The organism is Serratia sp. TMDUHS_CL (assembly GCF_037137105.1).
Classification (GTDB): domain Bacteria; phylum Pseudomonadota; class Gammaproteobacteria; order Enterobacterales; family Enterobacteriaceae; genus Serratia; species Serratia nevei.
This window is the reverse complement of the sequence record NZ_JBBBDV010000001.1, coordinates 650,257-672,674: the sequence shown is the minus strand read 5'-3', so window position 1 is coordinate 672,674 and position 22,418 is coordinate 650,257. Positions and strand designations below refer to the sequence as shown.

At 61.9% G+C, this 22,418-nt stretch carries 17 protein-coding genes; 7 read left to right on the top strand and 10 right to left on the bottom strand.

What is annotated here, in order from left to right:
* Window positions 1-20: 20 nt before the first annotated feature.
* Window positions 21-245, bottom strand: coding sequence for an MbtH family protein (locus WCL58_RS03200; protein ID WP_060419694.1), 225 nt, complete (start codon window positions 243-245; stop codon window positions 21-23).
* 30 nt (window positions 246-275) lie between these two features.
* Complete coding sequence (fes, locus tag WCL58_RS03195) at window positions 276-1,583, bottom strand: enterochelin esterase (protein ID WP_336850476.1); 1,308 nt, start codon at window positions 1,581-1,583, stop codon at window positions 276-278.
* Window positions 1,584-1,784: 201 nt separating this feature from the next.
* On the opposite strand from fes, the gene WCL58_RS03190 reads away from it, so the two are divergent.
* Window positions 1,785-3,974 (top strand): TonB-dependent siderophore receptor, encoded by a 2,190-nt coding sequence (locus WCL58_RS03190; protein WP_336850475.1) that lies wholly within the window; start codon window positions 1,785-1,787, stop codon window positions 3,972-3,974.
* Between the two features lie 50 nt (window positions 3,975-4,024).
* Here the strand turns inward: WCL58_RS03190 and WCL58_RS03185 are convergent, their stop codons facing one another.
* Window positions 4,025-4,645 (bottom strand): helix-turn-helix transcriptional regulator, encoded by a 621-nt coding sequence (locus WCL58_RS03185; protein ID WP_060418849.1) that lies wholly within the window; start codon window positions 4,643-4,645, stop codon window positions 4,025-4,027.
* Between the two features lie 514 nt (window positions 4,646-5,159).
* Here WCL58_RS03185 and WCL58_RS03180 point away from each other — a divergent pair.
* Together WCL58_RS03180 and WCL58_RS03175 are read left to right on the top strand one after the other, a co-directional pair.
* Entirely contained in the window at window positions 5,160-5,507 is a 348-nt protein-coding gene (locus WCL58_RS03180) for an antibiotic biosynthesis monooxygenase family protein (protein ID WP_060418847.1), read from the top strand.
* A 540-nt stretch (window positions 5,508-6,047) separates the two neighbouring features.
* Window positions 6,048-7,322 (top strand): Glu/Leu/Phe/Val family dehydrogenase, encoded by a 1,275-nt coding sequence (locus WCL58_RS03175; RefSeq protein ID WP_060418845.1) that lies wholly within the window; start codon window positions 6,048-6,050, stop codon window positions 7,320-7,322.
* A 39-nt stretch (window positions 7,323-7,361) separates the two neighbouring features.
* Here WCL58_RS03175 and WCL58_RS03170 read toward each other — a convergent pair whose 3' ends face one another.
* Entirely contained in the window at window positions 7,362-8,900 is a 1,539-nt protein-coding gene (locus tag WCL58_RS03170) for a long-chain-fatty-acid--CoA ligase (protein ID WP_225528777.1), read from the bottom strand.
* A gap of 135 nt (window positions 8,901-9,035) precedes the next feature.
* Between WCL58_RS03170 and WCL58_RS03165 the strand changes: the two genes are divergently transcribed.
* Window positions 9,036-9,605, top strand: a complete 570-nt coding sequence (locus WCL58_RS03165; RefSeq protein WP_004937978.1) for a DJ-1/PfpI family protein — start codon at window positions 9,036-9,038, stop codon at window positions 9,603-9,605.
* Window positions 9,606-9,612: 7 nt separating this feature from the next.
* On the opposite strand, the gene WCL58_RS03160 is transcribed toward WCL58_RS03165, so the two are convergent.
* The 5 genes from WCL58_RS03160 to WCL58_RS03140 all read right to left on the bottom strand — a co-directional run bounded on the left by WCL58_RS03160 (window position 9,613) and on the right by WCL58_RS03140 (window position 17,493).
* Window positions 9,613-9,966: a DUF1493 family protein gene (locus WCL58_RS03160; protein ID WP_049200624.1), complete on the bottom strand. Its 354-nt coding sequence runs from the start codon at window positions 9,964-9,966 to the stop codon at window positions 9,613-9,615.
* A gap of 157 nt (window positions 9,967-10,123) precedes the next feature.
* Complete coding sequence (locus tag WCL58_RS03155) at window positions 10,124-11,566, bottom strand: efflux transporter outer membrane subunit (protein ID WP_145958030.1); 1,443 nt, start codon at window positions 11,564-11,566, stop codon at window positions 10,124-10,126.
* A 1-nt stretch (window position 11,567) separates the two neighbouring features.
* Entirely contained in the window at window positions 11,568-14,705 is a 3,138-nt protein-coding gene (locus tag WCL58_RS03150) for an efflux RND transporter permease subunit (RefSeq protein ID WP_336850473.1), read from the bottom strand.
* Between the two features lies 1 nt (window position 14,706).
* Window positions 14,707-15,849, bottom strand: coding sequence for an efflux RND transporter periplasmic adaptor subunit (locus WCL58_RS03145; protein WP_336850472.1), 1,143 nt, complete (start codon window positions 15,847-15,849; stop codon window positions 14,707-14,709).
* A 129-nt stretch (window positions 15,850-15,978) separates the two neighbouring features.
* The gene (locus tag WCL58_RS03140; protein WP_060418834.1) at window positions 15,979-17,493 is read right to left on the bottom strand and encodes an MDR family MFS transporter; all 1,515 of its coding nucleotides are present in this window, start codon (window positions 17,491-17,493) and stop codon (window positions 15,979-15,981) included.
* 82 nt (window positions 17,494-17,575) lie between these two features.
* On the opposite strand from WCL58_RS03140, the gene WCL58_RS03135 reads away from it, so the two are divergent.
* Window positions 17,576-18,244, top strand: a complete 669-nt coding sequence (locus tag WCL58_RS03135) for a TetR/AcrR family transcriptional regulator (RefSeq protein ID WP_204275783.1) — start codon at window positions 17,576-17,578, stop codon at window positions 18,242-18,244.
* Window positions 18,245-18,267: 23 nt separating this feature from the next.
* On the opposite strand, the gene WCL58_RS03130 is transcribed toward WCL58_RS03135, so the two are convergent.
* On the bottom strand, window positions 18,268-19,404 hold the full coding sequence (locus WCL58_RS03130) for an agmatine deiminase family protein (protein WP_336850471.1): 1,137 nt from the start codon (window positions 19,402-19,404) through the stop codon (window positions 18,268-18,270).
* 143 nt (window positions 19,405-19,547) lie between these two features.
* Between WCL58_RS03130 and WCL58_RS03125 the strand changes: the two genes are divergently transcribed.
* A complete protein-coding gene (locus WCL58_RS03125; RefSeq protein WP_126180279.1) occupies window positions 19,548-20,411 on the top strand; it encodes a LysR substrate-binding domain-containing protein in 864 nt (287 codons plus the stop codon).
* A 161-nt stretch (window positions 20,412-20,572) separates the two neighbouring features.
* Window positions 20,573-22,246: a gamma-glutamyltransferase gene (gene ggt / locus WCL58_RS03120; RefSeq protein ID WP_100395771.1), complete on the top strand. Its 1,674-nt coding sequence runs from the start codon at window positions 20,573-20,575 to the stop codon at window positions 22,244-22,246.
* Window positions 22,247-22,418 lie beyond the last annotated feature (172 nt).

Here is a 22,418-nt window from a genome sequence, read left to right as displayed (position 1 = left end):
TCGATGTGGCTGCCTGGCGCTTAACGCGCCGCATCCGCCGCTTTCAGCGCCGCCGGCCGCATGTCCTGCCAGTGCGTTTCGATGTAGTCGATGCATTCGCCGCGCGACGCTGGCCCCATCAGCACGCGCCACCCCTGCGGCGTCTCGGCAAACTGCGGCCACAGCGAATACTGCTGCTGCGCGTTGACCAAAACGGTGAAACGGAGGCTTTCGTCATCGAACGGGTTTTGTTGTTCCTGAGTCATTTGCATTACCTGTCTGTCAAAATGTGTGGGTTATTCCATCGCGGAAAGCAGCTGGCGCACGCCGTCCACCAGGCCGCCGCGCCAGCAGAGCGCATCGTGCCCGCCGGAAAACACGCGGTATTCGGCGCGGTGCCCCGCCGCCGTCAGCGCCTGGTGCATCTGGCGATTAACGAATTCGATGTCCGCCTCCCGATCGCCGGCTTGCTGAATCACGGTGAGCGTGGGCGCCGCCGCGTCGCGTTGCCGAACCTGGCGTATCAGCCAGCCTTCCTCCAGTTCGTGGCGTTTTTCGAACTGGGTAACGAATTGCACCGTGGGCCACCAGAAGGAGCCGGACTGGCTCAGCACGCGGCCGAAGCGTTCCGGCCAGTGCACACCGGCATATAACGCCGCCAGCCCGCCGTAGCTTTGGCCGGCGACGACGGTGCGCGCCCCTTCCTCACTGAACGCTTCGCGCTTCTGCGCCTGCGGCAGCAGCTCTTCGATGATTGCCTGCCAGAAGGCGGCGTTGCAGGGCAGCTCGTTTTCCCGGTGTTCACCGTCGATCGCATCGATCAGCAGCCAGCACGCGGGCGGCAGCCGCCCTTTTGCGGTTTCGTGCTCGATCACCGGCAACAGCGCGTGCCTTTCGATCCAGTTTTGGCCATCGATCAATAGCACCAACGGGCGGTTCGCTTTCACCGCCGCGTCGCCGCTGGCATACAGCCAAACGCGCCGCTGGTTATCCAGACGTTCGCTGCGCCACTGAAAAAGCTGTAGCCGCGCCTCATCCAATGGCCGATCGACGGCCTGCCAGGCGCTTTGGTCGTCGGCATCCGGCCCTTGCGCCAGGGAAACCGGGCGCGGGCGATGCGAAGGCCCCAGCGAAAGGCGATTCAGCGGATCGGCGGTCGCCAGCGGGAACAGCGATACCCACCAGGCGCGCTGCTGGCGATCGCGCAACGCTTCGTCGCCGCTGAAGACGGGGGGAAGATCTCGCTCTGTGATGGGGATCAGGCTGTAGCTGCCGCGCCAGCGCCGATCGATAACGGCGGCGCCGTACCAAACGTCGGTGCCGGGGAGCCTGGTCAGGCTGCTGGGGGACGTGCTGTGATGATCGGTAATGCCGTTGATATCGGCGTAAACGCGGCATATCGGCGAGTGCCGTTCATCGCCGGCGGGATCGCGCCACAGCCAGGTCATTTTGACGTGGCGGTCATCGTGCGGCTCGACGATGGGCGTGCCGTGTGAGGCGACCTTCTGCCACCACGCGGGCTGCCCTGCCGCCTCTTCACGCAGCCATTGCGCCGCCAATCCCTCATGACCGTTTTCTGGCCTCTTTTCCGGCAAAAACTCCATAGCGCCCCTTACATAACATGAGTGATTTTTACAAAACCTGACAATCGTATTGATACTCATTATCATTTTCAATACTATTTGTCGGATTTTTACCGTCGTGCACACACGGCGTTTCCGCGTCGACGGGTGAAGAACGCTTGTCGGCATTTCGGGGTTTATCAGGGTGGCATGACACACGAAAGCAGGTATGCAGGAGAGATAATGAAGATTAAAAACAAAGGGATAGAAAACGCGAACGCAGAGGCGATGTCCGCCAAGCGTCTATTGCTGGGATCGGCGCTGGCCTTACTGCCCTTCGCGCCACACGCGTCCGCCGCCGCGGACGAGACGATTCTGGTGACCGCCGACGCGCAAAACAGCGTGACCGCCCCGGTCAAGGGGATCGTCGCCAAAGAGAGCGCCGCCGGCACCAAGACCGCCGCCTCTCTGCGTAAAACGCCGCAGTCCATCTCAGTGGTCACGCGCGAGCAGATGAACGACCAGGAGCCGGCGTCGGTCGCCGACGCGCTGAACTACACCAGCGGGGTAATCACCACCTACCGCGGCAACTCCAACCGCAATGACGAAGTGATCAGCCGCGGCTTCCGCTATGCGCCCAAGCTGCTCGACGGCCTGCACTTTGGCCTTTCGAGCCAAAACGGCGGCGCCGGGCAGATCGATCCCTGGCTGCTGGAGCGCGTGGAGATGGTGCACGGCCCGGCCGGCGTGCTGTACGGCCAGGTCAGCCCCGGCGGCGTGGTGGTGATGACCAGCAAGCGCCCCACCGCCCAAAGCATTCACGAAGTCAAATTCAGCACCGGCAACCGCCATCTGGCGGAAACGGCGTTCGATTTCGGCGGCAAGCTCAACGACGACAATACCCTGTTCTACCGCCTGAACGGCATCGCCAGAACCGAACATGAGTTTGTCAAAGACAGCAAGCAGCAACGGGTGGCCATCGCGCCGGCCTTCACCTGGCTGCCGAACGAAGACACCAGCTTTACGCTGCTGACCAGCTACCAGAACGATCCGAAAGCCGGATCGCGCAACTTCCTGCCGCGCGCCGGCACGCTGTTCCCGACCAGCGCGGGCTATGTGCCCTACGACTTCAACATCAGCGAACCCAGCTTCAACAAGTCGCGGCGCGAGCAGGCGTCGATCGGCTACAGCCTCGAGCATAACTTCAGCGATGCGCTGTCGTTCACCCAGAACCTGCGCTTCACCCACCGCGATGAAGACTATAAATATCTGGTTTATAACGTAAACTCGAAGGTCAACGACCACACCGTCACCCGCATGGCGCAGCATGAAACGCAGATGACCAACGAGTTTGGCGTGGATAACCAGCTTAAGGGGTTGTTCGACACCGGCGAGGTGAAGCACACGGTGCTGGGCGGGCTGGATTACCGCTACAGCCATATCGATTCGAAGATGTATCGCGATCGCGGCAACGACTACCCGATCGACTGGGCCAACCCGGTTCGCCCCAGCATCGATGGCAGCACGCTGGCGCTGGCTTCCAGCGACTTGAAGACGCTGAATCAGGTCGGGGTGTATCTGCAGGACCAGCTGGAGTGGAATAACTGGAACCTGCTGCTGTCCGGCCGTCAGGACTGGTCGCAGGTCAACACTCGCGATCGCACCAGCGGCGGTAAAGAGCAGACCTACAACGATGCCCAGTTTACCGGCCGCGCGGGCCTGCTTTACGCCTTCGACAACGGTATTTCACCGTATGTCAGCTACAGCACCTCGTTCGATCCTAACCTGTACCCAAGCGCGCCGGGCGCCGGTCCGCTCAAGCCGACCACCGGCAAACAAACCGAGGTGGGCGTGAAGTACCAGATCCCGGGCGGCAACACCCTGCTGACCCTCTCCTGGTTCGACATTACCCAGCGCAATGTGGCGTCCTATAACCGCCTCACCTCCGCCTACGAGCAGATCGGCGAGGTGAAATCCAAAGGGATTGAGGCGGAAGTGCACGCTCAGCCGACGCCGGAGATCAAGCTGACCGCCGCCTATACCTACACCGACGTGGTGACCAAAGACTCCAACTCGGCGGACGAAATCGGCCACAGCCCGGCGGGCATCCCGCGCCACGCGGCGTCCGCCTGGGGCAGCTACAGCTTCCTGAGCGGCGCGCTGAACGGCCTGACCGTCGGCAGCGGCGTGCGTTACATCGGCGATGCACCGGCCGACGCCATCGGCCAGTACGATGTGCCGCACTACACGCTGTACGACGCCATGGTGAAATATGACCTCGGCCAGGCCTCGTCGGCGCTGCGCGGTGCGGCGCTCCAGCTCAACGTACAGAACCTGACGGACAAGAAATACGTTTCATCCTGCAGCGGCGAGTACGCCTGCTTCTACGGCAGCGGCCGCAGCATCATCGCTTCGGTCAACTACCGCTGGTAACAAAAATGGGCGGCCAGCGCCGCCCATTTCTTCCGCCTTTCCCGCCGCCTTTACTCCTGTTTCAGCTCTCGCAAATGCTTGTACACCGTGGCGCGCCCCATCGACAGCACGTTGGCGATGTAGTCGGCGGCGCTTTTGGCCTTGAACGCCCCCTGATGATAGAGATCGCTGACCAGCCGCCGTTTCTGTTCGCGGCTCAGCGCACCGAGCGCGGCGTTTTCGCGCCGCAGCCAGTCGTGTAGGAAGGTGTTGATCTTCTCCTGCCAGTCATCTTTGAACAGCGCTTGCGGCTGCGGCTGCAGCCGGGTGACCGACAGGAACATGTCCAGCGCGTTGCGGGCGTCCTCGAACATCGCGGTGCTCAGGTTGATGCACAGCAGATAGCTGGGCTTGCCCTGCTCGTCGCGCGCGGCGATGCTCACCGAGCGCATCTTTTTGCCGTCCCAGTTCAGCTTCTCATAGGGGCCGGTCACGCCGGCGCCGCCAGCGAGCTCGAAGTCGTCCAGCCCGGCGTCGTCACCCGGTTTGCGCTTCGACAGGTTGTTCGCCAGATAAGCAATCTTGTTGGTGGCCAGATCGTGGATCACCACTTCCGCATTCGGGAAAAACAGCGCCGCGATGCCGTCGGCGACCGAGCGTAAAAGTTCGAGTTGAGAAGAAGAGTTCGGCACGCTGGGGTGTCTCCGTATAGCCCGGTTTGGTTTGCTGTTCAGCCGCTTAGCATACCGCAGTTGCCGCCGCTTGCCGAGCGGATGGCGTTTGCGCCCCCTGCGCCGACGGCGGCGCTGCAAACGCCCTTAGTGTTCACACCCGGGATCAGAATTGGCCATTGCCGGTCGTCGGAAAAATACCTCCCGCCAGGCGAAAGAGGAAAGGGAAATATTTAAAGTCACTTTATTCACATGCCGTTTTGTTATTTAAAAGCCGCACCTTTGCCAATGACATTAATCCACACCCCCTTTATTGAATTATTCACTTCATGCCGATCGCGAATTGATTAGCGGACTCCTTTATCCAAGAAAAATCCCATTAAAATCATCAGCTTTTGCATAAATAAAAAAGCTAATTCGGACTATTCCTAACTATTTCCTTCTGGCATCGAGAATAAATTTAACTTGCAGTACTGCAATAAGGATGCAGCTTAATTTGAGTTGTATAAGCAATTTAATTTAAAGGACTTTTACTATGAACCATGAATCCAGGGCGGACTGTTCCGCCAACGGCTACATTATTGAAGTTTCAAGTTTTAAACTGCCGGCCTCACTCAGCCCTGAAGCGTTTGCCGTATTGGACAAGCGTGTAGAAGAGGAATTTATCTCAAACCAGAACGGGTTCATTTCGCGTGACTCAGGCATCAGCGTAGACAATGAACCTCGCTGGGTGAACATTGTAAAATGGGAGACGCTGTTGGATGCGGATGAAAACATCTACCAATTTACGCGGGCTTCCGCGCCGGCGTCCGTCAAAGAATATCTGGCGAGTATCGGCGCTGAGCCGGTGGAATTAAAACGCTATCAGCATACCGGCGCGTAATGCGTGCCGGATGACCACGCCACGGCGGCGCGGTCTTCTTTAACGCTGATTGGCAAAACCTGAACGGGTGGCCGCTCGCGGTCACCCGTCCGTTTCAGGTGAGCACATTTATCAGACCCTGCCTCGACGGCCGCAACACATTAAAACAGCCTCGGATTATGCTTCTCTTTGCACGATAAAAACACGGCCGCAGACGGCGTTTTAACAGGATTTTAACGCTGCCGAGGGGAAACGCCATTGTCAACATAGCAGTTAAATAAAATGAAACTTTTTGATCACATTCAAGCTTCTGAAAAATAGATAAAAAGGGTTTTTATGCGCTTTATATGCATAAAGTATGCATGCACACGCTCAGCGTCGATGAAAAGTAATTAACTATTCATTTGCCGCCCTGCAGGCGGCGAAAAACCGTCCGCTGGCCCGATGAGAGGGGGGCTAACAACCGGCATAATTAGTGGTAAATTTAGCGTCGCAAAGTGTTATGCGCTTGCTAATCCACGGTTAAACGAAATAAATACCTCTAATATATAAAGGTTGGTTATGGAAAAGCTATCCTACGCTTCAGACAGCAGCACCACCGCTTGGGCTACATATCTGCAACAAATCGATCGCGTCGCCCCTTACCTCGGCGAGCTGTCACGCTGGGTTGATACGCTGCGTCACCCTAAGCGCGCTTTGATTGTCGATATCCCGCTGCAGATGGACGATGGCACCATCCGTCACTTCGAAGGTTTCCGCGTACAGCACAACCTGTCGCGTGGGCCGGGCAAAGGCGGTATCCGCTTCCACCCTGACGTCGATCTGAACGAAGTGATGGCCCTGTCCGCCTGGATGACCATCAAGTGTGCCGCGGTCAACCTGCCGTACGGCGGCGCCAAGGGCGGCATCCGCGTCGACCCGTTCAAACTGTCTGAAGGTGAACTGGAGCGACTGACCCGCCGCTACACCAGCGAAATCGGCTTCATCATCGGGCCACAGAAAGACATTCCTGCGCCGGACGTCGGCACCAACGCCAAAGTAATGGCCTGGATGATGGACACCTACTCCATGAACCACGGCACCACCATCACCGGCGTGGTCACCGGCAAACCAATCCACCTCGGCGGCTCCCTGGGCCGTGAGAAAGCGACCGGCCGCGGCGTGTTCGTCACCGGCAGCGAAGTGGCCAAGCGTCTGGGCGTGCAGATCGAAGGCGCCAAAGTGGCGGTACAAGGCTTCGGTAACGTGGGCAGCGAAGCGGCTCGCCTGTTCGTTGGCGTCGGCGCGCGCGTCGTCACCATCCAGGACCACTCCGCCACCCTGTTCAACGCCAACGGCATCGACCTGACCGCGCTGACCGAATACCAGGCCAAGCACAAGCAGATCGCCGGCTTCCCTGGCGCCAGCGAGATCGAAAGCGAAGCGTTCTGGTCGGTCGACATGGACATCCTGATCCCTGCGGCGCTGGAAGGCCAAATCACCCGTCAGCGCGCCGAAATCCTCAGCGCCAAGCTGGTGCTGGAAGGCGCTAACGGCCCAACCTTCCCAGAAGCGGACGACATTCTGCGTTCCCGTAACATCACCGTGGTCCCGGACGTTATCTGTAACGCCGGCGGCGTAACGGTCAGTTACTTCGAGTGGGTGCAGGACATGGCGAGCTACTTCTGGAGCGAGTCCGAGATCAACGAGCGTATGGACAAGATCATGACCGACGCCATGGTCCACGTCTGGAACAAGGCGGCCGAGAAAGAGTGCAGCCTGCGCACCGCGGCTTACATCGTGGCCTGTGAGCGCATCCTGACCGCACGTAAAGAGCGCGGCATCTACCCAGGTTGATGCCCGTATCCCGGCCTGCCCCGGCAGGCCGGATTTTCCTCAGCGCAAACAGCGCTTCAACACCTTACCGGTACTGGTCATCGGCAAACGCTCGACGAACTCGACGATACGCGGATACTTGTACGCCGCCAGCCGCTCCCGGCTCCAGGCAATCAGCGTTTCTTCCTCGATCGGCTCTTCCGTCTCTTTCAATACCACCACCGCTTTGATCTCTTCGCCCAGCGACGGATGCTCGACGCCGATCACCGCCACCAACGACACCGCCGGATGGCGAATCAGCGCCTCTTCAATCTCGCGCGGATAGACGTTGAACCCGCCGCGGATGATCATGTCCTTGGCCCGATCGACGATGAAATAGAAGCCGTCGGCGTCGCGACGCGCCAGGTCACCGGTGCGGAACCAGCCGTTTTCCAGCACCTCTGCCGTCGCCTCAGGGCGGTTCAGATAGCCTTTCATGATGTTGTAACCGCGCACCGCGATCTCCCCGACCTGGTCGATGCCGTCGACCGGCTGCCCGGTGGCGTCGAGCAGGCGCACCTCCACGCCCCAGATCGGTTGGCCGATGGAGCCGGGTTTGGTTACCCGATGGGGATGGTTAAAGGTGGCGACCGGGCTGGTCTCCGACAGCCCATACCCTTCGAGAATGTTGACGCCGAAGCGGCGCGAGAAATCCTCCAGGATCTGCACCGGCAGGCTGGCGCCGCCGGACACCGCCATACGCAGCGTGCTGCGCAAGCTTTCGATATCCGTGTGCTCATCCAGCGCATTCAACAGCGCCCAATACATGGTCGGCACCCCGGCGAAGAAGGTGATGCCGTGCCGTTGCATCAGCGCGATGGCCTGCGCGGCGTCGAAGCGCTCGACCAGCACCAGAGTGGCGGCGGAAGCGAACCCGGCGTTCATCTGCACCGTCGAACCAAAAGTGTGGAATAGCGGCAAGGTCACCAGGTGACGATCGGGGGCCGTCTCCGAACCGTCGAACAGCCGCACCGATCCCAAGGCGTTGAGCACCAGATTGGCGTGAGTCAACTCCGCCCCTTTGGCGCGGCCGGTGGTGCCGCTGGTATACAGCACTACTGCGGTGTCGCTTTCGATCGTCGTCGCCGAAGCGAATTCGGTAGCCTGCTCGGCTATCGCCGCGCTGAAACGTTCCCCCTCGAGCGGCAACCGATCGCCGATGATAAACACCTCGCGGCACTGCTCCGCCTTCGCCGCCGCCCGCAGCGCTTCCTCCCCCAGCGGCAGGCCGCTGCTGCCCTCGAAACAAAACAGCGCCACCGCCGCCGAATCCGCCAGGTAATAGTCGAACTCTGCGCTTTTAAGCAGAATATTCAGCGGCACCACCACCGCGCCGCTTTTGAGAATGCCGTAATAGATAGCCGGAAACTCCGGCCGGTTCGGGCAGGCCAGCGCCACTCGTTCACCGGGCCGCACGCCGCGCGCGGCCAACAAATTCGCCACCCGATTGGCCATGTCGTTAAGCGCCCGATAGCTGAGCGGGTTGTCGTCCTGTATCACCGCCGGCCGCTCCGGCCAGGTGCGCGCACTCTCTTCAAGCAAGGTAGCCAGATTCAGCATCGGGGATCCTCCCTGGGGTTGAGCGGCGAGAAAAGCGCCGCAGTATCACGAGTATAGATAGGCGCTTTGCGGTTCGCATTCCCAGGGGCGCTGGGCTATACCTTAGGCAATCCCTATCCCGCAGGAGTTGTGATCATGAGCAAGAAAAAGATCCTGATGCTGGTCGGCGACTACGCCGAAGATTACGAAACCATGGTGCCGTTTCAGGCATTGCAGATGATCGGCCATTGGGTGGACGCCGTGTGCCCCGGCAAAGCCGTCGGCGATTACATCCAAACCGCAATCCACGACTTTGACGGGGCGCAGACCTACAGCGAGAAACCCGGCCACCGTTTTACCTTAAATGCCGACTTCGCCGCCGCCAAAGAAGAGCACTACGATGCGCTCTTGATCCCCGGTGGCCGGGCACCGGAATACCTGCGTCTGAACCCCGACGTGATCGCGCTGGTGCAGGCGTTTGACGCCGCGAAAAAACCGATCGCCGCCGTTTGCCACGGCCCGCAGCTGCTGGCGGCGGCCGGGGTGTTGAAAGGCCGCACCTGCAGCGCCTACCCGGCCTGCGCGCCGGAAGTGCGGCTGGGCGGCGGGCATTATGCGGAGATCGGCATCGATCAGGCGCACGTCGACGGCAATCTGGTCACCGCCCCGGCCTGGCCGGCGCATCCGCAGTGGCTGGCGAAGTTCGCCGAGGTGTTGGAGCAGTAACGCAGCGCTAGCGGAGCTGTTCGATCAGGAAGTGGATGTCGTACAGCCAGCGTTTGGCGCGCGCGGAACGCACCAGCATCGACACGCACAGCGGCCGGGGATGCTCTTTGCACGCGGAGGGGGAAAACCAGCGCCCGGTGTTGGTCGGCGGCTGGAAATACAGTTCGTGGTTGTAGTTGCCGCTGTCGACGCCGAAGGTATCGAAGTAGCGGCGCATCAGCGTATTGGAATCGCTGAACGACAGGTTGAGCGCGGTGTTGATCTCGGTTTCCGGGGTGATGGCCACGCCCTTCTTCAGCCGCCCTGATGCGTTGAAGGCGGCGATAAGCGCGATGACCTGTTGCTGAATGTCTTCTGCCATGACGACCTCGAGCCGGTATGAATAAAAGATGAATGCGGTTCTCTGTCTGACTCTGCTCACCGCGGCGAGTTCTGGCCGCCGGCCGGGTTTTCTGTTTCTTTACACTTTCCATAAAAAAACCGCGCGTAGCCAAATGCCTGGCGCGCGCGGTCGACGGTTAGCGGCTGAGCGTCGTCTGGTCGGCGATGACGCCATCCCCCTGCCGCTCGGCGGTAACGCCGCCGCCCAACACTTTATACAGGGTGGCCTGATTGTCGTACGCGGTCTGCTGCGCGGCGATCAGCGCCTGTTGCGCCGTGTACAGCGTGCGCTGCGCGTCCAGCAGCGTCAGGTAGCTGTCCACGCCCTGGCGGTAACGCAGCTCGGCCAGGCGATAATATTGTTGCGCCGCCCCCACATAGCCGGTTTGCGCCGCCAGCTGTTCCTGCAGCGTGGCTTTGCGCGCCAGCGCGTCGGCGGTTTCCTGAAATGCCGTCTGCACCGCTTTCTCATAGGTGGCGACATACAGGTCTTTCTGCGCCTGGGTGTAGTTGAGCTGAGCCGTGTTATAGCCGCCGCTGAAGATCGGCAGGCTGATGCTCGGTGCGAACGACCAGACGCCGGCGCCGTGGCTGAACAACGAGGAGAGTTCACCGCTGCCCACGCCGCCGCTGGCGGTCAGGCTGATCGACGGGAAGAACGCCGCCCGCGCCGAGCCGATATTGGCGTTGGCGGATTTCAGGTTATGCTCGGCCTGCAGCACGTCCGGCCGCTTCAGCAACACTTGCGAAGAGACGCCGGCCGGCAGATCGCGCATGATCCCGCCCAGCGCCTCGATGCCGCTCGGCAGCAGGTTTTCCGGCACGCTTTGCCCTACCGCCAAATCCAGCGCGTTTTTCGCCTGCGCGGCGCTGGTGGCGTAGCTGGCAGCGTCCGATCGCGCCTGCTGATAGACGGTTTCCGCCGACGCCACGTCAACCAGCGACGCAATCCCGTGCTGCTGATTGTTGCGCGTGACGTCCAGCGACCGTTTGGCGCTCGCCATCGTCTGCTGCGCCACCGCCAGATTGCTGCGCTCGGCCGCCACCGCCACCCAGTCGGTGACGATATCGGCGATCAGCGTCAGACGGGTGCTTTTCGCCGCCTCCGAGTTCGCCAGATAGGTTTCGAACGCCGCGCGCGACAGGCTGGCGTTCTTGCCGAACAGATCCCACTCGAATGCGCTGACGCCGGCCGCGGCTTCGTAGCTTTGGCTCAGCGCGGTGGCGTTGCCGCTGCCGGTCAGCGCCCGCCCGCGGCTGCCGTCGGCGGTGGCATTGATTGTCGGGAACAGCGCCGAGCGCTGCTCGCCGTACAGGGCGCGCGCCGACGCGATATTGGCGATCGCCTCGCGCAGATCGCGGCTGCTGTTCAGCCCCAGCGCCACCACCTGGCGCAGCCGGGCGTCCTGGACATAGTCACGCCAGGCGACGTCCGGGTAGCTCAGCGCCTGGTTGCCGCCGGCCTCGCCCTGCGGCAGGTTGGCGGGCACCGGCGCCGCCGGGCGCTGGTAGTGCGGATCCAGCGACAGACAGCCGGTCAGCAGCAGCGGTAAAGTTAACATCATGACTCGTTGCAACACGTTATTCTCCTGCCTGTGACGGCGGGTTGGCGGGCCGACGGGTAAACATGCGGCGCACCAACACATAAAACAGCGGGACGAAAAAGATGGCCAATGCGGTGGCGGTGATGGTGCCGCCGATGATGCCGGTACCGATGGCGATGCGGCTGTTGGCGCCGGCGCCGCTGGATACCGCCAGCGGCAGCACCCCGGCGGTAAACGCCAGCGAGGTCATCAGGATCGGCCGCAGGCGCATGCGCGCCGCGTGGACCGCCGCGGCAATCAGCGTTTCACCCCGCTGATGCATCTCCTCGGCGAACTCGACGATCAGAATGGCGTTCTTCGCCGACAGGCCGATGATGGTGAGCAGCGCCACCTGGAAGTAGATGTCGTTTTCCAGCCCGCGCAGGGTGATCGCCAGCAGCGATCCCACCACGCCCATCGGCACCACCAACATCACCGCGAACGGAATCGACCAGCTCTCATACAGCGCCGCCAGGCACAGGAACACCACGATGAGCGAAATGGCGTACAGCGACGACGCCTGGCCGCTGGTCAGCCGCTCCTGATAGGACAGCCCGCTCCAGGAATAGCTGCTGCCGGCGGAGAATGTTGCCGCCAGTTTCTCCATCTCGCTCATCGCCGTTCCGGAGCTGACGCCAGCGGCGCCCTGCCCGGTGATCTCGAACGACGACAGCCCGTTATAGCGCGACAGATTTTCCGGCCCGTAGATCCAGTGCGAAGACGCAAAGGCGGAGAACGGCGTCATGCTGCTGGCGCCCGACGCGTTGGTGCCGCGCACAAACCAGCGGTCGAGATCTTCCGGCTTGGCGCGGTACTGCACATCGCCCTGCATATAGACTTTTTTCACCCGGTTGCGATCGATAAAGTCGTTGATATAGGTGCTGCCGAACGCGCTGCTGAGGGTGCTGTTGACGTCGGCGGCGCTCAGGCCGAGCGCCTGCAGCTTGCCGTTGTCGATCTCCACCTGCAGCTGCGGGGTGTCCGGCAAGGTGTTGGCGCGCACCGCCAGCAGTGCCGGGTTGTTGCCGGCGGCGGCAACGATCTGGTCGCGCATCGCCTGCAGCTCGGCGCGGGTGGTCGCCCCTTTGGCCTGCAGCTCGAAGGTGAAGCCATCGGACTGGCCGAAACCGTCGATCGCCGGTGGGCTCATGGAGAAGACCTGGGCGTCGCGCAGCGAGGCGAAGTGCGCCATGGCGCGTTTGGCGATGGCGTCGGCGGTGTTCGCGCTGCCGCTGCGCTGGCTCCAGTCTTTGAGGCTGACGAACGCCATGCCGGCGTTTTGCCCGCTGCCGCTGAAGCCGAAACCGTTGATGGTGAAAATGGTGCTGACGTTGGCCTTTTCCTGGTCGAGGAAATAGGCGGTCACCGCCTCGCTCACCGCCGAGGTGCGCGCGTTGGTGGCGCCTGCCGGCAAGGTGTACTGCACCATCACCGTGCCCTGATCCTCGTTGGGCAGAAAGCCGGTCGGCAAGCGCAGGTACATCACGGCCGCGGCGATCAACAGCAGGCCGTACAGCAGCAGATAGCGCGTCGGCCGGTGGATTACCCCACCGACCTTGTCGGCGTACTTCTCCTGCAGCCGGTCATAGCCGCGGTTGAATTTGCCCAGCAAGCCCTTGTCGATCTGCGCGTCGTGCGCGGGCTTCAGCAACGTGGCGCACAATGCCGGCGCCAGCGTCAACGCCAGCACCACCGACAGCACCATCGAGGAGACGACGGTGATCGAAAATTGGCGATAGATCACCCCGGTGGAGCCGCCGAAGAACGCCATCGGCAGAAATACCGCCGACAGCACCAGCGCGATGCCGACCAATGCGCCGGTGATTTCGCGCATCGATTTCTCCGTCGCCTCGCGCGGCGGCAGCTTATCCTCCCGCATCACGCGTTCGACGTTTTCCACCACCACGATGGCGTCGTCCACCAACAGCCCGATCGCCAACACCATGCCGAACAGCGTCAGGGTATTGATTGAATAGCCGAACGCCGCCAGCACGCCGAAGGTGCCCAGCAACACTACCGGCACGGTGATGGTCGGGATCAGCGTGGTGCGCAGGTTTTGCAGGAACACGAACATCACCACCACCACTAACGCCACCGCTTCGAACAGCGTTTTCACCACCTCCTCGATCGAGATATTGATAAAGTCGGTGCTGTCTTTCGGGTAGGCCACCTTGTAGCCCTGCGGCATCGCACTTTGGTATTCCGCCACCTTGGCCTTCACCAGCTTGGCGGTGTTGAGGGCGTTGGCGCCCGCCGCCAGCTTGACCGCGATCCCCGCCGCCGGGTGGCCGTTGAGGTGTGCGCTGGCGGAGTAGTCCTCGTTGCCCAGCTCAATTCGCGCCACGTCGCCCAGCCGCACCAGCGCGCCGCTGCTGTCGCTTTTCAGGATGATATTGCGAAACTGTTCCGGCGTTTGCAGCCGCGACTGCGCCTTTACAGTGGCGGTCAGCTGCTGATCGGCGGCGGCCGGCAGATCGCCTACCTTGCCGGCGGACACCTGGGTGTTTTGCGCTTCGATCGCCGTCTGCACGTCGGAAGGCATCAACGCATAGCTCGCCAGCTTGGTCGGATCCAGCCAGATACGCATCGCATATTCCGAGCCGAACACCTGCACGTCCCCCACGCCCTCGATGCGCGACAGCGGATCCTGCAGGTTGCTGACCAGATAGTCGGAGATATCGGCCATCGTCGCCTTGTCGCTTTCGTCATACAGCCCGACGATCAGCAGGAAGCTGCTCTGGGATTTCTTGACCGTCACGCCCTGCGCGGTAACCGCGCTCGGCAAACGGCTTTCCGCCTGCTGCACCTTGTTTTGCACCTGCACCTGAGCGATATCCGGATCGGTGCCCTGATCAAAGGTGACGTTGATACTGACCGAGCCGCTGGAGCTGCTGGTCGAAGAAAAATACAGCAGGCCGTCCAGGCCGGTGAGCTGCTGCTCAATCACCTGCGTGACGCTGTTTTCCAGCGTTTCCGCGTCTGCGCCCGGGTAGGTGGCGGAGATGGAAATCTGCGGCGGTGAGACGTCCGGGTACTGCGAAACGGGCAACGAATTGATCGACATCAGGCCGCACAGCATGATGATGATGGCGATCACCCAGGCGAATACCGGCCGCCGGATAAAGAACTGCGCCATATCACTGCTCCCCGCGTTGGGTTTTGTCGACCGAAACCTCAACCGGCTTCACCGCGGCGCCGATCGTGACCTTGCTGGTGCCTTCGACGATCAGGCGATCGCCTTCGTTCAGCCCGCTGCCGATCAGCCAATTGCTGCCCACCACCCGTTCGGCGCTGACGGTGCGCTGCGCCACTTTGTTCTGTTCGTCCACCACCAACGCGGTGGCTTCCCCTTTGGCGTTGCGGGTTATGCCCTGCTGCGGCGCCAGAATCGCTTTGGGATCGACGCCGTTATCCACCGTGGCGTGGACATACATGCCGGGCAGCAGCTCATGTTCGGGGTTGGGGAACACCGCGCGCAGCGTGACCGAACCGGTGGCTTCGTCCACCGCGACTTCGGTCAGCTCGAGCTTGCCTGCATGGGCATAAGGCGTACCGTCCTCCAGCTTGATGGCGACCGGCGTGACCGCGCCGCGCTGTAACGCCGCCTGCTGGCGCCGCAGTTTAAGCAGCTGAGCGCTGGACTGGGTTAGATCGACATAGATCGGGTCGAGCGCGCGGAGGGTGGCCAGCGCATCGCTCTGGCTGGCGGTGACCAACGCGCCCGGCGTCACCGATGAGATGCCGATACGCCCGGCGATCGGCGCCCGCACCTGGGTATAAGCGAGGTTGATGCGCGCCGTCTCCAGCGCCGCCTGATACTGGGCCACCGACGCCACGGCCGCCAGATAGGCGGCTTTGGCATCGTCCGCATCCTGTTGAGAAACGCCGTTCTCTTTCACCAGCGCCGCATAGCGCTGCGATTTGAGCCGGGTGGATTGCACCATGGCCTGGGCGTTTTTCAGCTGGGCGGCGGCCTGATCGTAGCTGGCCTGATAACTGGCGGGGTCAATTTGGTACAATACCTGCCCGGCTTTCACCTCGGCGCCTTCGGTAAATAACCGCTGCTTGATGATGCCGTCGACCTGTGGCCGCACGTCGGAGGTCATGGTGGCGTTGACCCGGCCGGTCAGCTCGCTGCTCAGGGTCACTGACTGGCCGCGCAGCGTGACCACGCCGACCTCCTGTTCTGCGCCCGCGCCGGCTGGCGCACCGGCGTTTTGCCCATCGCAGGCGGCCAGCAACAGCGACAGCCCAAGCACCAAAAGCGTTTTCCTCTGCATTGCAATACGATCCTGTTGAGAATGACTATTCTCAATATATCGAATGCCGGAATGCGCTTCTGAAAGGGTTGCGTAAGGATTCGGTAAAAGTTCGTCGGGCAGCGCCGGCCGGAGCGGCCGGCGTCGGGATTATTTGTGCCGCAGCGGCACGTCTTTCAAGAGCCAGGTCAGCGCAAAAGCCAACGCCATCACCCCGGCGGCAATTTGATACACCGAATGGATCGCCCCGCCGAAGGCCTGCAGGTAATCCTGCTGCAGCGCCGCCGGCAAATGGTGCACCGCTTCTGCACCGAGCGCGCGCGGCAGCTGCGCCCCTTCCGGCAACAGCGCCGCCAAACGGGTGTGCAGCACCTGCGTGAAAATCGCCCCGAACACCGCTACGCCTATCGAACCGCCGATAGAGCGGAACAGCGTGGCGCTCGAGGTCGCGACCCCCATATGCCGGGGCTCCACGCTGTTTTGCGCCGCCAGGATCATCACTTGCATCACCATGCCCAGCCCCAATCCCAGCAGGCAAATGTACAGGTACAGATGCTGCACCGGCGTGTTATTGGTCAGGGTGCCGAGCAACGTCATCGCCCCTAATGCGCACAGGGTGCCGACGATCGGAAACAGCCGGTATTTACCGCGTTTGCTGATGATCCGGCCGCTGATGATCGAGCTGACCATAATGCCGCCCATCAACGGCAGCAGCTGCATCCCGGCCTGCGATGGCGTCGAGCCTTTCACCACCTGCAGATACAGCGGCAGGAAAGTCACGGAGCCGAACAGCGACATGCCGACGATAAAGCCGATCAGGCCGCACAGCACAAAGGTGCGGTTGCGAAACAGCCCAAGGGGAATGATCGGTTCACCGGCCAGCCGTTCCTCATAGATAAAGCCGCCCAGCGACACCAGGCCAAAGGCCAGAATGCACCACAGCTGGCCGTCCGACCAGGCCATGACCGTGCCGCCCTGGCTGGTGAACAGGATGATGCAGGTGAGCGCCATCGCCAGATAACCGGCGCCGAGGAAGTCGATTTCATGCCGCACTCGATTGACCTGCGACTGAAACACCGCGCCAATCACCAGCAGGGCGAACAGGCCCAGCGGCAGATTGATGTAGAAAATCCAGCGCCAGGAAAAATGCTGCACCAGCAGGCCGCCGATCAGCGGCCCCACCACCGTGGCCAAGCCGAATACCCCGCCGAACAGCCCCTGATAACGGCCGCGTTCCGCCGGCGGGATCACGTCGCCGACCACCGCCAGGGTGACCACCAACAGCCCGCCGCCGCCCAACCCTTGCAGCGCGCGCATCAGAATCAGCTGCGTCATGTTTTGCGCCAGCCCACACAGTACCGACCCAAGCAAAAACAGTACAATAGCGATTTGCAGCACAATCTTGCGGCCGAAGAGATCGCCGAATTTGCCGTACAGCGGCACTACGATAGTGGAAGACAGCAGATAGGCCGTCACCACCCACGACAGTTTCTCAAGCCCACCAAACTCGCCGACGATGGTCGGCAGCGCGGTGGAGACAATGGTTTGATCCAGCGCCGCCAGCAGCATCACCAGCAGCAACGCGGAAAACAGCAACGTGAGCGAAGGCGCCTTGGCTGGCGCCCCGCCGTGATCGGGCCGGGTTGTCGGGTTTTCAATCTCCATCGGAGTCAGTTCACTTGTAATTAATTAATCGCATAATTAATATATGAGTCATCCTTTTCTCCGGTCAATGGATCTCACCGCGATGACAGCACGAAACGTTCAAACTCCCGCCAAGCCTCGCCGCCCCGGCCGGCCGAGCGGCGGCGCCAAAGGGGCTGACAAACGCGAGCATTTGCTTGATACCGCGCTGAACCTGTTTGCCCGCCAGGGGATCGTAGACACCTCGTTGAACGCCATTGCGCGCGAGGCAAACGTCACCCCGGCCATGCTGCACTACTACTTTCATAACCGCGATCAGCTGCTGGACGTACTGATCGAGGAGCGCTTTCTGCCGGTGCGCAAAATGGCCGGCGAGGTGTTCGACGCCAACGCGGACGATCCCGTCACCGCCTTCACCCTGCTGGCGCAACGTTTTATCGACATCGCGTTGGAACACCCCTGGTTCGCTCCGCTGTGGCTGCGGGAGGTCATGAGTGAAAGCGGCGTGCTGAAACAGCGCATGGATGAACGGTTCGGCGATGAGCGCCGCCAAATCGCGCTACAATCCATCGCGCGCTGGCAGGCGCAGGGTAAACTCAACCCCGATCTCGAGCCTTCCCTGCTGTTCTTCACGCTGTTCGGCATCACGCTGCTGCCGCTGGCCACCGCGCCGAAATGGCGGCGCGAACGGGATAAAGGCCAGCTGAACGCCGAAGATATCGCCCGCCACGCCGTCGCCCTGCTGCGTTACGGCATCGGCCCGGCGCGTTAGCCACCGGGCGCGAAGCGCCCTATTCAGCGTGACCTGCCATGCACCGGCAGTTGGTTGGTTGCGCAGTGAATGCCGCCGCCGCCGGCCGCGATGGCGTCGATCTCCAGCTGCACCACCTTGCGCTGCGGATAGAGCGCCGTCAGCAGCTCAAGCGCCGCCCGGTCCGCCTGCGGGTCGCCAAACTCCGGGGCGATCACCGCGCCGTTGATGACGAAATAGTTGATGTAGCCCGCTGCAAAATCCGGGTTGTTGCGGCTGAATCGGCTGTCGCGCGGCGCCAGCGGCGGCGAAAGCGTATGCACCTGCAGCCTGCGGCCGTCGGCGTCGGTCGCCGCCTTGAGGATCGCCAGATGTTGCTGGGTAACCGCATGGTCATAAGAGGCCGGATCGGTGTCCAGATTGGCCACCACCACGCCCGGCCGCACGAAGCGGGCGTAAAAATCGACGTGGGCGTCGGTGATGTCCCGGCCTTTAATGCCCGGCAGCCAGATAATTTTGCGCAGGCCGAGCATCGCTTTCAGCTCCTGCTCCACCCGGTCCCGGCTCCAGCCCGGATTACGGTTCGCATTCACCCAGCTGCTTTCGGTCATGATGCCGGTGCCGTGCCCATCCACTTCGATACCGCCGCCTTCGCCTATCAGTGCGCTGCGGCGCAGTTGGGCGGCACCGTAGCGGTTGGCGGCAAACGCCGCCAGGCGCGCATCCTTGGCATGCCGCTGTTTATTGCCCCAGCCGTTGAAGTTGAAATCCACCGCCCCGAGTTCGCCGGCGCCGTTGACGACGAAATTGGCGCCGAAATCGCGCACCCAGATGTCATCCAGCTCGGTGACGACATAGCTAACGTTGTGACTGCCGCAGGTGGCCTCGGCCAATTGCCGTTCACGCTCGCGGCAAAATACCGTCACCGGCTGAAACTCGGCGATGGCGCGGGCAATACGGCCCTGCGCCGCCTGCACATCCGCCGTGAATTCGCCCCAGATGGCCCGCTGCGCGCCGAAGGCGAGAAATGCCCGCTGCTGCGGTTCTCCTTCGTCAGGCATCCGCCAGGCCGGATTAAGCGCAGCTTCTGCGTGACCGCGTAACGAAATACCCAGCGAGGCCGTCAGGCCGACCCCGGCGACGGCGGAAAGCTGTTTAATAAACACGCGGCGAGTTGACATTAAAGACCTCTTTTAATCATTTATAATTCAAAGTGTTAACCGAATAATTCACGATTATGCGGTTGAATCTTATGCTAGTCTTCCCCTGCCACCGCAACAAACGATATATTTAGTGGATATCTGATTAGACAGGCTTATCGATAATGTTAAAACACTGGCCCCCCTTGAGCGCGCTACGCGGCTTCGAAGCGGCAGCGCGCCTGGGCAGTTTTCATCAGGCTGCCGAAGAGCTGCACCTTACCCAATCGGCCATCAGCCAGCAGATCCGCAGCCTCGAAGCGTTTCTGGAGCAGCCGCTGTTCTTCCGCACCGGCCGCAGCGTGGCGCTGACCGACGCCGGCCACGATCTGTTCAGCACCGCGCAGGTGATGCTGCAACAGCTGGCGGTCGGCATTCGCCGTTTGGATCAGTACCGCAAACCCAATCAGCTGATCGTCAACACCACTCCGGCTTTCGCCCGGCACTGGCTGATGCCGCGGCTGGGCGACTTCAATCGGCAGCATCCGCAGGTCGACCTGTGGCTGTTCACCAGCTTTGAACCGCCGAATATGGCGACGGACAGTATCGATCTGGCGATCCGCGACGATCTCAGCGCGCAGGCGGACTGCACCTTTAACGTGCTCTGCAGCGACCGGCTCTATCCCGCCTGCCACCCCAGCCTGCTGGCGCTGGCGGCGGAGCAGCGCGTGACCCTGCACGGCGAACGGGAGATGGACTGGAGCCACTGGACGGTGGCGGGCGGTGCGCACGTCGGCCAGCGCGATAGCGGGCTGAACTTCTCCGATCCCGGTCTGCTGCTGGACGCCGCCTGCAATGGCCTCGGCATCGCGTTGGTCAGCCAACTGCTGGCGCAGCACGCGCGCGACGCCGGGCTGCTGCAACCGTTAACCGAGCAACGCGTGCGCGGTGCCAACTGGGCGTGGCTGCTGCACCGCGACAGCGAACACAACCCGCTCGCCCGGCACTTCTGCCAATGGCTGCAGTCGGCGTTGCCCGCCGGCGCATAACGCGCCACGTCACGATTCGCTACTCTGGTCAGGCGGCCCCGCCTGACCGCTGCTACCTTCAATAAAGCGCCGCAACAGCCCGAAGAAAACGCGCTAACCTGCTGTTTCAAAATAATTAGTTGAATTCACCTGATAACTGAAAATCGCTAAAAGGATCTTCTATGTCTGCCGGTTTATTGAAAACGATAGCTCTGAGCGTGGCCCTGGCCTGCACCGTTCCCACCGCCTTTGCCGCCGATCTGACCGCCGGCGCGGTCGCCGCCCCGGATCAGTATGGCGCAAAAGTCGCCGCGCACATTCTGCAGGCCGGCGGCAACGCGGTCGACGCGGCGGTCGCCACCGCCTTTACCCTGGCGGTCACCTACCCTGAAGCCGGCAATATCGGCGGCGGCGGCTTTATGACGCTGTATATCGACGGCAAACCCTATTTCCTCGACTACCGCGAAGTGGCCCCCAAGGCCGCCAGCAAAACCCTATACCTGAACGAGAAAGGTGAAGTGATCGAAAATCTCAGCCTGGTGGGCAGCCGCGCCGCCGGCGTGCCGGGCACCGTGCTGGGGCTGTGGGAAGCCCACAAGCGCTTCGGCAAACTGCCGTGGGCCGAACTGCTGACGCCGGCGATCGGCTACGCCCGGCAAGGTTTCACCGTGGCGGATCAGCAGTATCAGTACCGTGAAGACGCCAACAAGCTGTTCGCCGGTAAAACCAACTTTGGCGACTATTTCGGCGCCATGAAGCCCGGCACGGTGTTCAAACAGCCGGAGCTGGCCGCCACCCTCGAGCGCATCGCCAAGTCGGGCGCCGACGATTTTTATCACGGCGAAACCGCCCGCCTGCTGGTGGCGCAAATGCAGCGCGACAACGGGCTGATCGGCGCGGCGGATTTGGCCGACTATCGGGTGAAATGGCGTGAGCCGATGCGCATCAGCTGGCGCGGCAACACCGTATATACCGCCCCGCTGCCCAGCTCCGGCGGCATTGCGCTGGCGCAGCTGCTGGGGATAAAAGAAGATCGCGCCGCCGACTTCAAGGGCGTGCCGCTGAACTCGGCGCGCTATATCCACCTGCTGGCGGAAATCGAAAAGCGCGTGTTCGCCGATCGCGCCGACTACCTCGGCGACCCGGATTTCACTAAGGTGCCGGAAGCGCAGCTGATCGCCCCCGACTACCTGCAAAAACGCGCCGCCGAAATCAACCCGACGGCGATCTCGCCGACCGAACAGGTGCGGCCAGGGCTGGAAACCCACCAAACCACCCACTTCTCGATTGTCGATGCCGCCGGCAACGCAGTCAGCAACACCTATACGCTCAACTGGGACTTCGGCAGCGGCGTGGTGGTCAAAGGCGCCGGCTTCCTGCTCAACGACGAGATGGACGACTTCAGCGCCAAACCCGGCGTCGCCAATGCCTTCGGCGTGGTGGGCAGCGACGCCAACGCCATCGAGCCGGGCAAGCGCATGCTCTCCTCGATGAGCCCGACCATCATCACCCGCGATGGCGAGGTCAGCCTGGTGATCGGCACGCCGGGCGGATCGCGCATCTTCACGTCGATCTTCCAGGTGATCAACAACCTCTACGATTACCATCTGCCGCTGGCGCAGGCGGTGGCCGCCCAGCGCGTGCACCATCAGCTGTTGCCGAAGGACACCCTGTACTATGACAGCTTTGCGCCACTGACCGGCAAACCGGCGGAAGAGCTGAAAGCCATGGGCTACACCCTCGAGGATCAGGGCTGGAACATGGGGGACATTCAGGCTATCCGCATCGATGGCCGCACACCGGAAACCGCGTCCGATCCGCGCGGCCGCGGCGTGGGCCTGGTGGTGAAAAAGTAACGCCCCGGCGGCCCGCCTCCGGTTAAACGGGCCGCCGCTCTCCCCGCACAGACTGCCGCTGCCCCCTTTTTCACTCATCTATACTGAATCGACAGGCCCGCGCTTAACGGCGACGGCGCCTGCGGTCCGTCTTGAACGATAAAGATAATATTCATAGTAAATTAATCACCTG

Coding starts and splice junctions, on each gene's coding strand:
- WCL58_RS03200 (WP_060419694.1), bottom strand. CDS start 245: ATGACTCAGGAACAACAAAACCCGTTCGATGACGAAAGCCTCCGTTTC.
- fes (WP_336850476.1), bottom strand. CDS start 1,583: ATGGAGTTTTTGCCGGAAAAGAGGCCAGAAAACGGTCATGAGGGATTG.
- WCL58_RS03190 (WP_336850475.1), top strand. CDS start 1,785: ATGAAGATTAAAAACAAAGGGATAGAAAACGCGAACGCAGAGGCGATG.
- WCL58_RS03180 (WP_060418847.1), top strand. CDS start 5,160: ATGAACCATGAATCCAGGGCGGACTGTTCCGCCAACGGCTACATTATT.
- WCL58_RS03175 (WP_060418845.1), top strand. CDS start 6,048: ATGGAAAAGCTATCCTACGCTTCAGACAGCAGCACCACCGCTTGGGCT.
- WCL58_RS03170 (WP_225528777.1), bottom strand. CDS start 8,900: ATGCTGAATCTGGCTACCTTGCTTGAAGAGAGTGCGCGCACCTGGCCG.
- WCL58_RS03165 (WP_004937978.1), top strand. CDS start 9,036: ATGAGCAAGAAAAAGATCCTGATGCTGGTCGGCGACTACGCCGAAGAT.
- WCL58_RS03160 (WP_049200624.1), bottom strand. CDS start 9,966: ATGGCAGAAGACATTCAGCAACAGGTCATCGCGCTTATCGCCGCCTTC.
- WCL58_RS03150 (WP_336850473.1), bottom strand. CDS start 14,705: ATGGCGCAGTTCTTTATCCGGCGGCCGGTATTCGCCTGGGTGATCGCC.
- WCL58_RS03145 (WP_336850472.1), bottom strand. CDS start 15,849: ATGCAGAGGAAAACGCTTTTGGTGCTTGGGCTGTCGCTGTTGCTGGCC.
- WCL58_RS03140 (WP_060418834.1), bottom strand. CDS start 17,493: ATGGAGATTGAAAACCCGACAACCCGGCCCGATCACGGCGGGGCGCCA.
- WCL58_RS03135 (WP_204275783.1), top strand. CDS start 17,576: ATGACAGCACGAAACGTTCAAACTCCCGCCAAGCCTCGCCGCCCCGGC.
- WCL58_RS03130 (WP_336850471.1), bottom strand. CDS start 19,404: ATGTCAACTCGCCGCGTGTTTATTAAACAGCTTTCCGCCGTCGCCGGG.
- WCL58_RS03125 (WP_126180279.1), top strand. CDS start 19,548: ATGTTAAAACACTGGCCCCCCTTGAGCGCGCTACGCGGCTTCGAAGCG.
- ggt (WP_100395771.1), top strand. CDS start 20,573: ATGTCTGCCGGTTTATTGAAAACGATAGCTCTGAGCGTGGCCCTGGCC.